15 protein-coding genes and 2 pseudogenes are annotated in these 13,844 nt (G+C 39.7%); 6 read left to right on the top strand and 11 right to left on the bottom strand.

What is annotated here, in order from left to right; all coding sequences use genetic code 11:
* Positions 1-584: 584 nt before the first annotated feature.
* Positions 585-1,124: a hypothetical protein gene (locus tag H5187_RS21420; protein ID WP_182798328.1), complete on the bottom strand. Its 540-nt coding sequence runs from the start codon at positions 1,122-1,124 to the stop codon at positions 585-587.
* A 121-nt stretch (positions 1,125-1,245) separates the two neighbouring features.
* On the opposite strand from H5187_RS21420, the gene H5187_RS21425 reads away from it, so the two are divergent.
* The 3 genes and pseudogenes from H5187_RS21425 to H5187_RS21435 all read left to right on the top strand — a co-directional run.
* A complete protein-coding gene (locus H5187_RS21425) occupies positions 1,246-1,572 on the top strand; it encodes a helix-turn-helix transcriptional regulator (RefSeq protein ID WP_310737476.1) in 327 nt (108 codons plus the stop codon).
* 195 nt (positions 1,573-1,767) lie between these two features.
* Positions 1,768-2,940, top strand: a complete 1,173-nt coding sequence (locus tag H5187_RS21430) for a hypothetical protein (RefSeq protein ID WP_182798330.1) — start codon at positions 1,768-1,770, stop codon at positions 2,938-2,940.
* Between the two features lie 250 nt (positions 2,941-3,190).
* Positions 3,191-3,316, top strand: a pseudogene (locus H5187_RS21435) (thioredoxin-dependent thiol peroxidase); the annotation flags it as partial.
* 127 nt (positions 3,317-3,443) lie between these two features.
* Here the strand turns inward: H5187_RS21435 and H5187_RS21440 are convergent.
* The 3 genes from H5187_RS21440 to H5187_RS21450 all read right to left on the bottom strand — a co-directional run bounded on the left by H5187_RS21440 (position 3,444) and on the right by H5187_RS21450 (position 5,635).
* Positions 3,444-4,076: a nuclear transport factor 2 family protein gene (locus H5187_RS21440; RefSeq protein ID WP_310736243.1), complete on the bottom strand. Its 633-nt coding sequence runs from the start codon at positions 4,074-4,076 to the stop codon at positions 3,444-3,446.
* Positions 4,039-4,920 carry an MBL fold metallo-hydrolase gene (locus tag H5187_RS21445; RefSeq protein WP_182717926.1) on the bottom strand — a complete coding sequence of 294 codons (882 nt, stop codon included), beginning with the start codon at positions 4,918-4,920 and terminating at the stop codon, positions 4,039-4,041. Before H5187_RS21445 ends, H5187_RS21440 begins: the two co-directional genes overlap by 38 nt.
* Before the next feature lie 67 nt (positions 4,921-4,987).
* Positions 4,988-5,635, bottom strand: a complete 648-nt coding sequence (locus tag H5187_RS21450) for a DsbA family protein (protein WP_182717925.1) — start codon at positions 5,633-5,635, stop codon at positions 4,988-4,990.
* A 117-nt stretch (positions 5,636-5,752) separates the two neighbouring features.
* Between H5187_RS21450 and H5187_RS21455 the strand changes: the two genes are divergently transcribed.
* Positions 5,753-6,646: a LysR family transcriptional regulator gene (locus H5187_RS21455; protein WP_145241538.1), complete on the top strand. Its 894-nt coding sequence runs from the start codon at positions 5,753-5,755 to the stop codon at positions 6,644-6,646.
* A gap of 20 nt (positions 6,647-6,666) precedes the next feature.
* Here the strand turns inward: H5187_RS21455 and H5187_RS24765 are convergent.
* Positions 6,667-6,919: pseudogene (locus H5187_RS24765) on the bottom strand (hypothetical protein); the annotation flags it as partial.
* Between the two features lie 32 nt (positions 6,920-6,951).
* Here H5187_RS24765 and H5187_RS21460 point away from each other — a divergent pair.
* Both H5187_RS21460 and H5187_RS21465 read left to right on the top strand, forming a co-directional pair.
* Entirely contained in the window at positions 6,952-7,746 is a 795-nt protein-coding gene (locus tag H5187_RS21460; protein WP_182798331.1) for a hypothetical protein, read from the top strand.
* Between the two features lie 254 nt (positions 7,747-8,000).
* Positions 8,001-8,285 carry a hypothetical protein gene (locus tag H5187_RS21465; RefSeq protein WP_182798332.1) on the top strand — a complete coding sequence of 95 codons (285 nt, stop codon included), beginning with the start codon at positions 8,001-8,003 and terminating at the stop codon, positions 8,283-8,285.
* Between the two features lie 18 nt (positions 8,286-8,303).
* Here H5187_RS21465 and uvrA read toward each other — a convergent pair whose 3' ends face one another.
* From uvrA to H5187_RS21495, 6 genes are all read right to left on the bottom strand, one after another.
* Positions 8,304-10,832, bottom strand: a complete 2,529-nt coding sequence (gene uvrA, locus H5187_RS21470; protein ID WP_182798334.1) for an excinuclease ABC subunit UvrA — start codon at positions 10,830-10,832, stop codon at positions 8,304-8,306.
* Positions 10,833-11,290: 458 nt separating this feature from the next.
* Positions 11,291-11,731, bottom strand: a complete 441-nt coding sequence (locus tag H5187_RS21475) for a transposase (RefSeq protein ID WP_259400392.1) — start codon at positions 11,729-11,731, stop codon at positions 11,291-11,293.
* A 352-nt stretch (positions 11,732-12,083) separates the two neighbouring features.
* Entirely contained in the window at positions 12,084-12,437 is a 354-nt protein-coding gene (locus tag H5187_RS21480) for a hypothetical protein (RefSeq protein ID WP_149983455.1), read from the bottom strand.
* A gap of 129 nt (positions 12,438-12,566) precedes the next feature.
* Positions 12,567-12,857: a hypothetical protein gene (locus H5187_RS21485; protein ID WP_182794953.1), complete on the bottom strand. Its 291-nt coding sequence runs from the start codon at positions 12,855-12,857 to the stop codon at positions 12,567-12,569.
* 56 nt (positions 12,858-12,913) lie between these two features.
* Positions 12,914-13,258 carry a hypothetical protein gene (locus H5187_RS21490; RefSeq protein WP_149983439.1) on the bottom strand — a complete coding sequence of 115 codons (345 nt, stop codon included), beginning with the start codon at positions 13,256-13,258 and terminating at the stop codon, positions 12,914-12,916.
* 110 nt (positions 13,259-13,368) lie between these two features.
* On the bottom strand, positions 13,369-13,734 hold the full coding sequence (locus tag H5187_RS21495) for a hypothetical protein (protein ID WP_182798333.1): 366 nt from the start codon (positions 13,732-13,734) through the stop codon (positions 13,369-13,371).
* Positions 13,735-13,844 lie beyond the last annotated feature (110 nt).

A 13,844-nucleotide genomic window follows, 5' to 3' on the forward strand; every position in this document is an offset into this window, starting at 1 on the left:
GATAATACTGCGCCACTGTTCAAGGCTACGTGTTTTTCTCATGGCTATCTCCTCATTGAAATTCGGAAATAGCTTAATCATTTTGACGAGTTACTGGCAGGTGCATTTTGCTAGACGCTTACGTTAAAGGTGGTGAATATGACGCAGTTATATCCTTCGGTTTACTTGAGGGGTTAGTTCCTAATTTTAATGACTCATCAGAAGATAGTGCTAAGAAGCTTCTCTATGTTATTGGCTCTAGAGCAAGGAAAAACCTGCACTTGATCTCTGAAAGAGGGCGAATGCTAGGCTATAGCCCAAATCAAACCGAACGTACGTCCACTAAAGCTCTTCAACGCGTGCAATTTCCCTATGATCATTTTGTATAGAACTGACAGCAATTAGTTTAGTTTTGTCCTATCTCAATTTGTTTTAAGCGAGTAGCTTAGGGAAGTAACTCTAAAAGGCTTTTGTCCAGAAACGAGCTAGTGCGATCGTCCGATTCTAGCTCATACAGGTGTGTCATAAAGCCTAAACCTATTCAGTCAAAACTGCTAGGTCAGATATGAGCTACTACAAATCAGGGCAATAAGTGGCAGCTAAAATTAGTACCCAACCGCACTATCCCCTTTCCTAGTATCAAGACACTCCCCTAAAATATTCTGTACCGCTGTTATACGACCTAAACATCGATATTTTTCCTCTTTGGCCAAATCAAACTTTGACCTCAGTAAAGCAATAATTGCAGGATATTCGTTCATGTAACTTTGGTACTCTTCCATTTCAGATGTGCTAATAAGTAGGCTATATCTATACTTTATAAGTCTGTCATTTAACATAGCCTTAAACTCCTCATCAGGTATTAAGTAATTTCCAGTCTTCGGATTATCTAAATTATAAAAATGTTGCTTAAATTTTTCTGTATGGATATATCTAATCTTTTGTGTGTTTTTCTTACCAAGCTTTAGTAAATATCCGTCATTAACAAGTCGATAAAGCTGTCGATGGATAAAAACTCTTGCTTTAAAATCATTTTTCGTAGAACTATACAAACGAATATAGGTTTCAACTAGTTCAGTAACAGAAAAATTATCAATTCTTTTTTCCACTAAAAGTAAGTACATGGCTTCATTTAAATTTTTCATAATCAACGATGACCGATATTAAAGTTAAAAATCTCAAGCTTAGTATTCCTAAGTATACAACATTAGCATAAACTTAGAGAATCTAAGTATTGATATTGTGAATTAAGATGAATTCTTGGAAATTACGATTAACCCAGTCCCAGGCCGAATTAAACAGGCACGAGTCTCTAAGGGGATCTCTCAAAAAGAACTCGGCATTAGAATTGGGCTTGATCAAAGTTCTGCGAGTAGTCGTATGAACCACTATGAGAAAGGTAGACACACCCCTGACATTCCAACCCTTAAAAGAGTAGCGGATGAATTAGGAGTGCCTTTGCCTTATTTTTTATGTGAATCAGAAAAAACAGCTGAGTTAATTTGTCTCATAGAAGACTTACCCGAAGTAGAAAAAAACATTTTAATTCAAAAACTTAAAAAAAATAACAATCGATTACCTAATGACGTTTAAATCGATATGCAATTGTTTTTTTTACCACTAATAATTTCTTCTAGCTTTCTGTGGGTGAATCAAAAAGTGTCTCCCAATACAATAAAGCTTCATTTTTGCTGTGGCTTATTTTTTAGTTAGAAGCGCAGTAATATTCCATGTGTATCCTGTCTACCTGTAAAGCTTGATAATTAAAAATATAGAAGGACTCTACAAGTGAAAGAAAAAAAACAACGCAACTTCACCTATTGGGTAATTTTTTCCTTTCTTTTGATTGTGATTAGCTTTGTAGTGCATTTTTACTTACGTTTTGGGTGGAGCTACGAATCCAATTTGGATACGTGGGTGAAAACAGCTAGCTATTTCAATAACATATTGTCTCCTGTCCTAGTAACAGTCACAATTATACTTCTGTTTATGACCTGGAAAGATAATAAAAGTGAATTAAAGCAAATAAGGGAACAAAATGAGGTATTCAATAGGCAAAATGAAAACCACCAAAAAAACCAAGATAATCAATCGCTTTATTTAGCGATCTTACCTCAAATAACCAAGTCAATTGAAGATGTGAGCAAAGATTCACATTGCGCTTTGGTGTGTAATATATACAAGCTTTATGTAACAGATCATGAGCCCCTAAATATTAAGATAGTTGATGAGAAAAGTGCGAGTCACGACTTAAAAGATTATTTAGAATGTCTAGCTATAAGTGTTGTGACTGATGAACATGGCTCTTATCGTTTAAGTAAAACTTTAACAGTACCAAAACTCCCTAAGATTAGAGCGGAAGATAATATCTTCCAGTTTATTGTTGAATTTGCACTCAAAGTAAAACGGAATGAAAAAGGTAGAAAATATAAAAAATTACCTAAACGGCCAGCTGATTTGAACAAACATTTGAGGGTTAGCCTTTTATTTCAACTTAAAAGTAATAAACATATTGAGAAGTTGGTAAGTAGTCACATTTCTAACAGTCCAGTAAACTTTTTTGAATACTGTCAATTGAGATTCGGAGATTGGGAAGAGGAACTTAGGAATGCTAATAGCATTTCTGAACAGTTAAGTCCTTTCAGAGCTGTAATGGAAAATATAGAATACATAGCCTCTTTAATGAATATGCTTCCCGACGATACTCGAGAAAAAATAATTCTTTCTAAACATATTTATAAATCATTGGGGCGCTATGAAATCTATGTTTTTTTAGAACATACTTTTCAATTTGCTTATGACAATAATTCCCCATTTAGAAATTATTTTGAGATTAGCTTCACTGAAATATCTAAAGTGTTGTTTCTAAATGAAAGTGCTGAATTATATCAGTACAGATTGCAAACTAATTGGAACCCAAAATTAACAGATAAGCTGATAGAACTATCAACTAAATCATAATTTTATTGTTAGTTCTATCAATGAACCTAGTGAGCCATGCTGGAATTTAAATCAGTTATAACAGTATATTATGCCTAGGGAGATTAACAACACTGAGTCTCAATATCTGAAGGGGTTAAAGGAAGACTCAATATAAACTACCTAGTGAAACCAGGGAGGTCCAGAGTGAGGTTGTTTTATGTGCAGAATTTTAATTGCACACCCAGAAAACATAGCTACAGACTTTTATCCTCAATCAAATGTGCACTTTTATAGGGGTATAAACCAGCACCGTTTAAGCTTCTTGATCGGCCAAGACGGAACAATAAAGCACTTTTTCGATAAATTTAAAACCAAAGACCATCATCAAGTGGTGCTGGATTATTTGACTAAATAATCGGTGCTAGATGCTACAGAGTTGAACTTAAGCGTTGCCGATTGGCAACGCTTTTTTTTATGCACGAGAGTACGAAATAAAAGCGCACCTACAACATACTTGTAGTTGTTATTAAAAAACTACTTTTTTACATGACATCGCTAACGGTTTTACTATCAACAAATTGTTCAAAACTGATGATCTTACCCTCTTTGAGTATCCATAAATGGGCGACTCTGGCCTTAAAAAATTTGCCTGTGGCTTTATTGGTTCCGCTATAGCTACCATAAGCAAACACCTTGTCGCCAGCAGCAACATAGTCTTCTACCGCAAAATTATAACCATTCCATTCACTGCCTAACCGTACAAATACATTTTTTTCAATTTCATCAAAGCCTTGGTAGGTTCCGGCATATGGAAAACCAGCGGCTTCCGTCCATTGTGTTTCGTTTGTTATATAACGCTTGAGGTTTTTACCGTTTTCTTCTGAGGTCTTACCTTCATAAGTACTTTTTACAATATCAAGATTGGTCATCGATTTAGTCTCCAGATTAAAACTATTGTAATGTTCTAATGACGATATTTTGGCAGTGGTACTGCATGCTTGAAGCATAGCCAAAGCCATTACTATCGTGATTACTCGCTGAATTCCCCCCATGAAATGAAGCCTGTACAAAGAGTTGAACAGACCTTTCAAACTGCAAGCAGCTTGAAAAGCCATAAATAAATTTAAGCTGTAGTAATTAGCCCCAAGGCATCTCGCCCATAATAACTTTGGCACTTAACGCCAATACGCTATCGCCGCCAATATTTGGATAGCTTGCTTTCATTTTACTCATCAATTCACTTGAATTAGCTGAAGACTTGGCTGCAGCTTCAAAGTCTTGAATGTATTTGCGAGTAAAGTGCACCGCTTCAATAGTCAATGGCTTATCACCTAACATATGACCAGAGATCACAGTTTTAGGATGCAGCTGCTCAATAACATCAAGGGTTTTATACCAACTTTGACGTGATTCAGGTGTTTGCGTATCTGCTAAAAAAACATGCATGTTGTTAAATACCACAACACCACCCAACATAGTTTTAGTCGAAGGGATCCATACAAAAGTATGTTTTGGATCATGACCGTCAAGACCAACAATATTCACTTTTTCACCATCAACCAATAAGGTGTCGCCTTGCAATACTTCTGGCAAAACTAGTTTTTGCGGTGCGTTTTCTTTAAGAATTGGCCCCCAATAAGCCTTTTTAGGCGCCATTGACGCTTTAATATAATCTCGGGTTTTAGCAGTTGATAATACCTTAGCATCAGGATAGGCCTCGGTGATCACGTCTAAGCCAAAATAATAGTCAGGATCACCATGACTAATGTAAATAGTGGTTAATTTTTTACCTGATTTTTTAATCAACTCAACCACTGATTGTGCATCATTGCGCTGAAATTGCGCATCAACTAAAATCGCTTCGGTTGGACCGCTGATCAACACCGAACTAACTGGGAACGTGCTTTTTTGTTGTGGATTAAACACACTGGTTTCAAGTGTTGCACTAACTGCATTGGCAGATACTGCCATCATTGTAGCAAGCGTGCTTGCCTGAATTAATTTAGATAAAAATGTCATAGTAGCCTCTAAAATGTCGCTCATTTAGCGAGTAAATTGGGTGTTTTTAAACGTGTAAAATTATTGGTTAATCAATCGTATTAATTAATTGTTTTACATAAGCTAACCACTGCTGTGGCTGACCGTAATAACGCGAGTGGTCTAATTTAGTAAATGCGCCATCGCCGTGCTCAAACGCAAGTGTTGGAAACCCACTACCGCCAACTAAATTCAACATCTGCCGCGCTTTAATTATTTGCTGCTGCGTTTTTTCGCCACTAAAAAGGTCAAACGCATTTAAAAAAGCCCTAGAGCTAGCACCAAGTTGAGTGGCTATGTTAGCTAAATTAGCTATATCAGACTGAGAACGGCCAAGTACAAATTGATCAACTTGCATTCTATGCAGCATGGCAACAGTATTAAGACCTAAAGATCCACCAGCTAGTAGCGCCGTGATCGGCGTATCTGAATCTAAAATTCGCTGCTTATCATCTAATAGCGTTTCATAATAAGTTGGACTAAATACTTGCCCCGTTAAACTCGTGATCCTGTTATCCATGGCGATTATTTGCTGATGAAAATCAGCTGATAACTGACGTTTATTAGCCCCTGAAAATAAGCCGCCGCCATACAGCTTAATATCTATTGTTGTTAATTGAGTGAGTTCATCAATCAGCGGTGCGACGGCATAACACCAACCACACTGCGGGTCCATAATGAAATGCAAGGTCTTCATTTTATTTTCCTGTCAGCAGTATTAAATTTATGAAACAAGTATAAATTGCAAATATGTTGCAATAAACATCACAACAGGCAATAGTTAATTGCATATATCGAACATATAGGAAATAAAATGGACAGGATCACCGCAGCTCAAGTCTTTGTTAGAATTGTCGAGCAAGGTAGTATGGTCAGCGCAGCGCATTCGTTAGATATGTCGCGCTCGATGGTAACTAGGTACTTAAGCGAAATGGAAAGTTGGGCGAATAGTCAGTTATTACATCGCTCTACGCGTAAACTCACGCTCACCGCCGCAGGTGAAAAAGCTTTTGTAAATTGTCTGTCGTTATTAGATTTAGCCAAACAAGTGTCTATCCCTTTAGAGCAAGATCATGTCGCACAACCTGAAGGGTCGATCCGTATTTCTTGCTCTCAATTTGTCGCCGCTAATTTATTGCCAGCAGTAATTGATCAGTTTTTAGATGAGTATCCCAAAGTACATATAGATATTCATATCAGTAACCAAGTAACTAATTTAGTTGAAGATAGAATCGATCTAGCAATACGTATTACCAATGACTTAGACCCCAATATCATTGCACGCCCGCTCGGTCGTTGCCGCTCAGTGTTATGCGCCACCGAAGATTACCTAAATCGTTTTGGTTACCCTGTTTACCCTGATGATTTGGCCAAACATAATTGCTTAATTTATTCTAATTTTGGAAAAAGTTTGTGGCATTTCAGCAAAGAAGAACTCGCGGTTGTTACTTCAGTCGCTGGCAACTTCAGTGCGAATGAATCAATGCTCTTACTTCAATCAGCACTCAAAGGACGCGGTATATCTTTACAACCTAAACATGCCGTACAACAGTTGATCAATGATAAAAAGCTGGTTCATGTGCTCCCCAACTATGAGCCAGCGTCCTTAGGTATTTACGCCATATACCGTTCTCGCAAACATCAATCTATAGCGATTAGAAAGTTACTCGAGCGCCTAATTGCGCATTTTGAAAAAACAGACACTTAAAAATACAAATAACTTAAAATTAATAAGCGCATAAACCAGCTAATGCTACTTAAACTCCCGTGGTATTGCTCAACCGTTTGATTCAAAAAAGTGAGCTCTGTTTTACTCAATTTTACCCATTGCAAATACTTTTTCGTCAATAACGTAGCTTTACACAGCTTATGCCAGCGTAGAATTATAGCTTTGTCATTAAGTCTATTTGCTTTTTATCATCAACTTAAGTGCTAAGTGCGTGTGATTACTCATCACTGCATACGCACACAGAGAAATACAATGACCAAATTTTAGGCTGGGTGTCTTGCTTATTGTCTTGCTTATTGTTGAGTAAACCAAGACTTAGTAATTCAATTCTAGCGAATACCACTGAAGCGATAACCTCATTTACGCCACTAACCCTTGGTACTTATACTGCTTCGGTTAGTGTAACGGACGATGCGGGTAATACGGTTGTAAAACACCTTTTAATTGCTGTTTCTCTGCATGATGTTAGCTGGCTTGGTAGTGTTAGCGGTCGTCTGGTTGATGCTTTAGGGCGCGGCCTTGCTAATGTCGATCTGTTTTCAAGTGAAGCAATAATAGACAGTTTATATTTCTCTACGGATGATAATGGCTATTATCAAGCAGTAATAGGCGTAGGAGTAGAGAAGAAATTTAGCATTATGGGTTTTAGCTCTCCATTTACATCTGCTACCGTTGTGAGAGAGCAGCAGGTAACTACCAACCACTTCACTATTGATTTAGGTACAAAAACAGCACTTATTAAGCAAAATGTCCGTATTGGTTTGACAGCTTGTGAAGGGTATAGCGGCCCTACTGAGCTTAAGCTTAAATTTAACTCATTAGATTTCACGTTAGAAGGGGGAGAATTAGATCAGTCCGTTTCTGACAATCAAACAATCACTATTGGCAAAACCAAAGATTTTTCAATACTTGCACCTTTTTTATATCGTGTAGAACCAGATGATTATCCTGTTACTTGGATAAAAAACACCGAAAAAGGAGATTATGATCATAAGGAAGAATGGCAATTAGATTTACGTGCTAACTCAAATGATGTTGTTGAGCACACATTTGAAATCTGTGACCAACTCACCCTATAATGATTAAATCTTGCTTGATAAACCTTTATCGAATTTTCAGCTTAGGTCGATTCAATTTATCTTAATCAGAAAAGCTTTTGTACTAGTACAGAAGCTTTTTTGAGTAGATATCACTGATTTTTAGTGAGTCGTTCAAGCTCTATATCACCTAGACACACCGAGATTTTAGTGCTGAATATCAATAATATAGCCCACCATTACCCACTAATGAAACCTTTAAAATTAACAAAGGATCTTGTACTGACTTGTCTTAGATGCAAATTAATCTGCTGCGCCATTTTGGTATTGCCGTGTGTTCTGCCAGCGGCTATTTCTATTTTGATATGGAAACCCCTTCGATGAACTGCACGCTTGGCAGAGGTTTTTTACCTGGTACAGGTTGGTTAGGTTTTAATCCCAACCATGGTATTTTGACTGATAATACCCACTTTGCTGTCGCGTCCAGCGCCCCCCGAAAACACCATGCCTACTATGGTGGTATACGGGGCAGCGCAACATCGCAATTAATCACCAACTTAAGTAAAGAAAAACGTCGATAACCTAAAGTCAGGCTAATGCTAAGGCGACAGAAAGGGTGCTGTTTGGCTGGCCTTTGACTTAGCGACATTGGCCGGTGGTCCTTGAGCAACAATATTCCCACCTTCATCGCCCGCACCAGGACCAATATCAATGACCCAGTCGCTATGGCTCGCGACCTGCATATCGTGTTCAACCATGATTACGGTGTTACCTGCGTCTACCAGACCATTTAATTGCAACATCAACATAGCGACATCTGCGGGATGAAGGCCATTAGTGGGTTCATCGAGAATATATAAAGTGTCACCGCGTTGCGCTCGTTGCAACTCAGTAGCTAATTTTATCCGTTGCGCTTCACCGCCCGATAATTCGGTAGCAGGCTGACCAAGCCTTAAGTAGCCGAGCCCCACTTGCAACAAGGCATCCAAAGCGCGCGCTATTAAAGGCTCATCCATAAAAAATTCACGGGCAGTTTCAACGGTTAAATTAAGCACTTCAGCGATATTTTTATCTCGATAAGTAATATCGAGCGTTTCGTCATTGTAACGCTGCCCTTGGCATACCTGACAAGGCGAATAAACACTAGGCAAAAACAACAATTCGACACTCACAAATCCTACGCCTTCACAATTCGAACAACGCCCCTTTGCTACATTAAACGAAAAGCGCCCTGCGTTGTAGCGCCTCGCTTTTGCTTTGGGTGTGGCGGCGAATAGCTTACGTACGTGGTCAAACAAACCGGTGTAAGTGGCAAGGTTTGAGCGTGGTGTGCGGCCAATAGCTTTCTGATCCACGGTCACTAAACGTCGGATGTGCTGTATGCCATCAACAATTTTACCGCTGGTGGCGATTTCTAATTCTTCCTCAAGTAAATCAGTCTCATCATTGGGTGCCTCGACGGTATTTTGCTGACCAAGGGCATCAGACACAAGCTCCACCAGCGCCTGACTGACTAAACTCGATTTTCCCGAACCCGAGACACCGGTAACGCTAGTCATAAGCCCTAGCGGAAACTCAATGTCGATATTCTTCAAGTTATTTCGCTTAACCTGAACTAATTTGAGCCAAGTATTCGGCTGTCTTGGTCTATGTGCTGCACTGTCATCTTTATTAAACACAAATCGACCAGTGTGAGACTCGGTTACCTCGCGCAAGCCCTCAAGCGGACCACTGTAAATAATTTCTCCGCCATGGGTTCCTGCATCGGGACCTACATCAACAATCCAATCTGCATGGCGAATAACGCTAACATCGTGCTCTACCACAAATACTGAATTACCCGCTGCGATTAATTCATCTAAGGCACCTAGCAATGCTTGAGTATCAGCGGGATGCAGACCGGCTGAGGGTTCGTCTAATACGTAAACGACACCAAACAGTTGAGAGCGGATCTGTGTTGCAAGGCGCAGGCGCTGTAGTTCGCCCGGAGATAACGTGGGCGTGCTACGTTCAAGTGATAAATAACCCAAACCAAGTCGAGTAAGCGCTTCAACTCGAGTAAGAATATCGCTGGCAATACGCTGTGCGACGATGGCTTTTTCTCGATTAACGTTGTTATCCGCGGGTTTGTTATTAGCTGTATCCTTTAACCGCAACGCCAACTCAGTCAGCGTCAATTGCGACAATTCACCAATATCAAGTCCAGCAAATTTAACCGACAGTGACGCTTGTTTGAGTTTTTTTCCCTGACATTCGGGGCATTGAGAAATCTGCATAAACTGCGACACCCGCTTTTTGGTGCGCGGGCTTTGCGTAGTAGCAAATGACTGCAAAATAAAACGCTTAGCGCTTGTATAGGTCCCCATGTAATTGGGCTTTTCCCCTTTATCAATTGCTTCTCGTATTTGGCTAATATTGTAGTCTCGATAAACCGGCACTTCAGGGGTTTCATCGGTAAACAAGATCCAATCCCGCGTTTTTTGTGGCAATTTTTTCCAAGGAGTATCAACTTCATAGCCCAATGCAATCAAAATACGCAATAAATTTTGCCCTTGCCATGCTGGCGGCCATGCCGCGATAGCGCGTTCCCTAATAGTCTTGCTGTCATCTGGTACCAACGACTTCTCTGTCACTTCAAATACACGACCTATGCCATGGCATCGCTCACAAGCGCCCTCTGGGGTATTTGGCGAGAAGCCGTCAGCGTAAAGTATATTTTGACCTGTTGGATATTGCCCTGCACGGGAATAAAGCATGCGCAAGCCATTAGAAATCGTGGTAACACTACCAACAGATGAACGCACCGATGGAGTTCCTCGCTGCTGTTGCAGTGCTACTGCTGGCGGTAACCCTTCGATTGAATCAACATCTGGCTCCTCTACTTGATCAATCAAGCGACGGGCATAAGGCGAAACAGAATCTAGGTAACGACGCTGAGATTCAGCAAACAAAGTGCCAAAGGCCAATGACGACTTTCCTGAGCCAGAAATACCAGTAAAAACCACCAAGGCATTACGGGGCAAATCAACATTGATGTTTTTTAAGTTGTGAACCCGTGCACCTCTGACTTGGATACATTCATCAGGCTCGATATAACTAGGTTTGTTTTTTTTTCGAACGATTGTTATCTCCTTTTTTGTAGCGTGTTGGCATAAAAAAACCACCTTACGGTTTTATAGATATGGAGGTTGATGATAAATTAGCAAGACTAAAATTATTATCACCTCTACCACAAAAAAAGGATAGCCAACTTGCCTACCCTTTTTATAAAATCTTAAAATACTAACGTTAATCAACTTTCAGTAAAGTGGCTAAGCATTCACTAAATTGATATTTATTTAAAGCCCCTTCCAAAGCATTCATACCCGCAAAACGTAATAAATTTTTAGGCTGTTTATCTGTTGTTACGCTTTCAATACGTTTTTGTACGCTGGTGTGGGTTGATTCTTAGGGGTGTTAGCTATTTTGGCGCGTATTAGGTTTAAGTCGATATACGCCATACCAGCTGGCAGTGCAGCTTCATCAAAGAGCGCTTGTGATTACTCTTTATCGAAAGGAAAGGTCCTTCCCACAAATTTAAAGGCCGTTAGGCAGCCCGAAGGGTGAGCGCCAAGGACGGCAGCGAATAATATTTACCCGTGCAGTTATCTTCTTTATTGGCCTCGCGGGCAATGTACTCATTGAGGTTTTTCATATACCAGCTGATGTCATACAATCTTTCTCGCCATTTAGCGATGATCTCATTAAAAAAGAGCAAACTTGGCTTATCTAACTGCCCACCTTTTAAGTGGCGGTCGACTAAAAAGTGGCCGTTATAAAGCTGATACCAGCGTTTAATTACTTCATCATCGGACCAATCAAGTGCTTGACGCCTATTGACGTTCACAACAAGGTGGTAGTGATTGCTCATAATCGCGTAGGCAGCAACTTCAATGGCGAACACACTACTTAATAACTTAATTCGCTCTACTAACCACTCCCTACGATGATCAAAGTTTTTACCTGTGTATTTATCATCACCACACAAGAATGCACGTCTTGCATATTCTCACGCATCGTGAGATTAAGATGTCGATGCTAAATCAATAAGCTTTTTTCTTGCGCGAGTCATAATATATCAACTTCACCAGATACTGTATGTAATAACAGTAGTTGATACTATGATTTTTGCAAAAAAATGTGCCTGTCCTTTTTTACTCATCAAGAACCTCATAGAGAGGCACTCCGAAATCAGTCATTTCGACCAATAATAACCGCTCATCCTCTGTTAATTTGAACAGCTCTAGATTCATGATATGCAACTAACGCTTAAACAGCGGAAAACGCGAGCGTATAGGCCGTTGTTTGGCCTGCGAGGGATTTTCCGATGGTTTAACTTGTCATATGTCCCATGCGACATCAGTAACGCCCTCAATGTTTTTTGCGATGTTTTCGATAACTTGTCTTGCTTTCACTTCAGGTGACTTATTGACTTTACCAAAAAACTTCTTAAAAAAGGAGATGCGTTGTTCTGGCCAAACCTGCCATAAAGGAGTTTCCGACTCCTCGTCATTTTTACCGAGGTACACATCAACCATCACTCCGTCGATGTTCATAGCAATACTAAACATATAATCACTGTCGATAGGAGATTCTGGATTAAAATTCAACTTTTTAAGTTCAGAAAACACATACTCAGCAAGAGACTTATTAGATTTAAACATCGCTGATTTGAAATACAGGTTATCACTCACCTCGGTTCCTCCTTGGACATATAACGCCCAGCTCACCGCGCGTAATATGTTGGCGACTTTACTGCGTGTTTTTGCAGGAAAGGTGCAAGTATTACGGAGTCCGGTGAAGCTGTTTGTTATGTTTTTATTTTAAATACCACTATGTGTAACAATCAATATTATAAATGTTGAAGTAAAAATGCCTATAAGAACAGCCGTTTTGATTAAAGCCATTACGTGATTACGCCAACCTTTTAACTTATATGAACGATACCAAGTTAAAGAAATTGCCACTAAGCCGACAAAAAAAGCCAAATAAACAAAGTAACGTCCGTATGAAAAATAGATATTGGCCAAATCTGGAACAAATAGAAAGGCTGTAGCAACAGTGCATAAACTGCATGCTAGCACCCATACAAATCTATCTATTCTTAGTTCCATTGGCTAGCTACCTCTTGGAAACGCCGTCGCCGTGCCTGGCCTTGTTAGCATTTTTACTACTCATTTAGCTCTGGCAATATCAATTTCTTTTGTAACTTAACGAACGATTCTTTCGTGTATGGACCAAAAACAAACTCGGTAGCATCCGCAAATTTATGGTCTTTTTCCCGATCTATGTAGTAGTAAGCACATGACTGTTCTGGGCAAGCATATACTGAAATGAATTTTTCATTTGCATTGATACTCATGGGCTCATCTATACGTCCAATATATGCTCCATCACCAACGTTAAAGCCAAGACTTTTAACACCGTCTATCCAGTAAACTTCATAGGGTCCATCACTCCAAGAAGAGGAGCATCCCACCAGAAGTACTGCAACCAAAAATGAAATGTGCTTCACGATTCCCCTTGCATGCTAACGCCGCCAGCAGGGGTGACAAAACCAGAGCGGAGCGGCGGTTTTGGCATCTCTCTGCCTGGCCTTGTTAGTTTTTGAAGCCAAGGAATTTCTCATTTTTCCTTAAGTGCCTCAGCTATTATCTCAAGCGATTCATCGCAGTCACTGCAAATTTTCTCAAAGTGTTTTCTGAAACTACCATACTCTTTCAAAGCATTTTTTCGCTCATTTTCCGCTTCTGTTCCAGACGTATGTCCTTTCAATATTGAGCGCAAATTATGGACAACGTGAAAAGGAGACATAATCTCCCTAGCATGGTCTTCTTCAAAATCTATAGCGACAAGTATGGTCTCCAATAATTTTAATGCCCTAAGCCGAGCATCAGGCTTACAGCCTAGCGATTTAGCCTTTTTACGTAACCACTTTTCTTGGAGACCTTCTACTAACAGCTGATCGAAATTTAAGTAAGCGTCTAGCAAAATGCACCTGCCAGTAACTCGTCAAAATGATTAAGCTATTTCCGAATTTCAATGAGGAGATAGCCATGAGAAAAACACGTAGCCTTGAACAGTGGCGCAGTATTATCGAA

Source organism: Pseudoalteromonas sp. SG44-1, from assembly GCF_014164315.1.
In the GTDB taxonomy this organism is placed as follows: Bacteria; Pseudomonadota; Gammaproteobacteria; order Enterobacterales; family Alteromonadaceae; genus Pseudoalteromonas; species Pseudoalteromonas rhizosphaerae.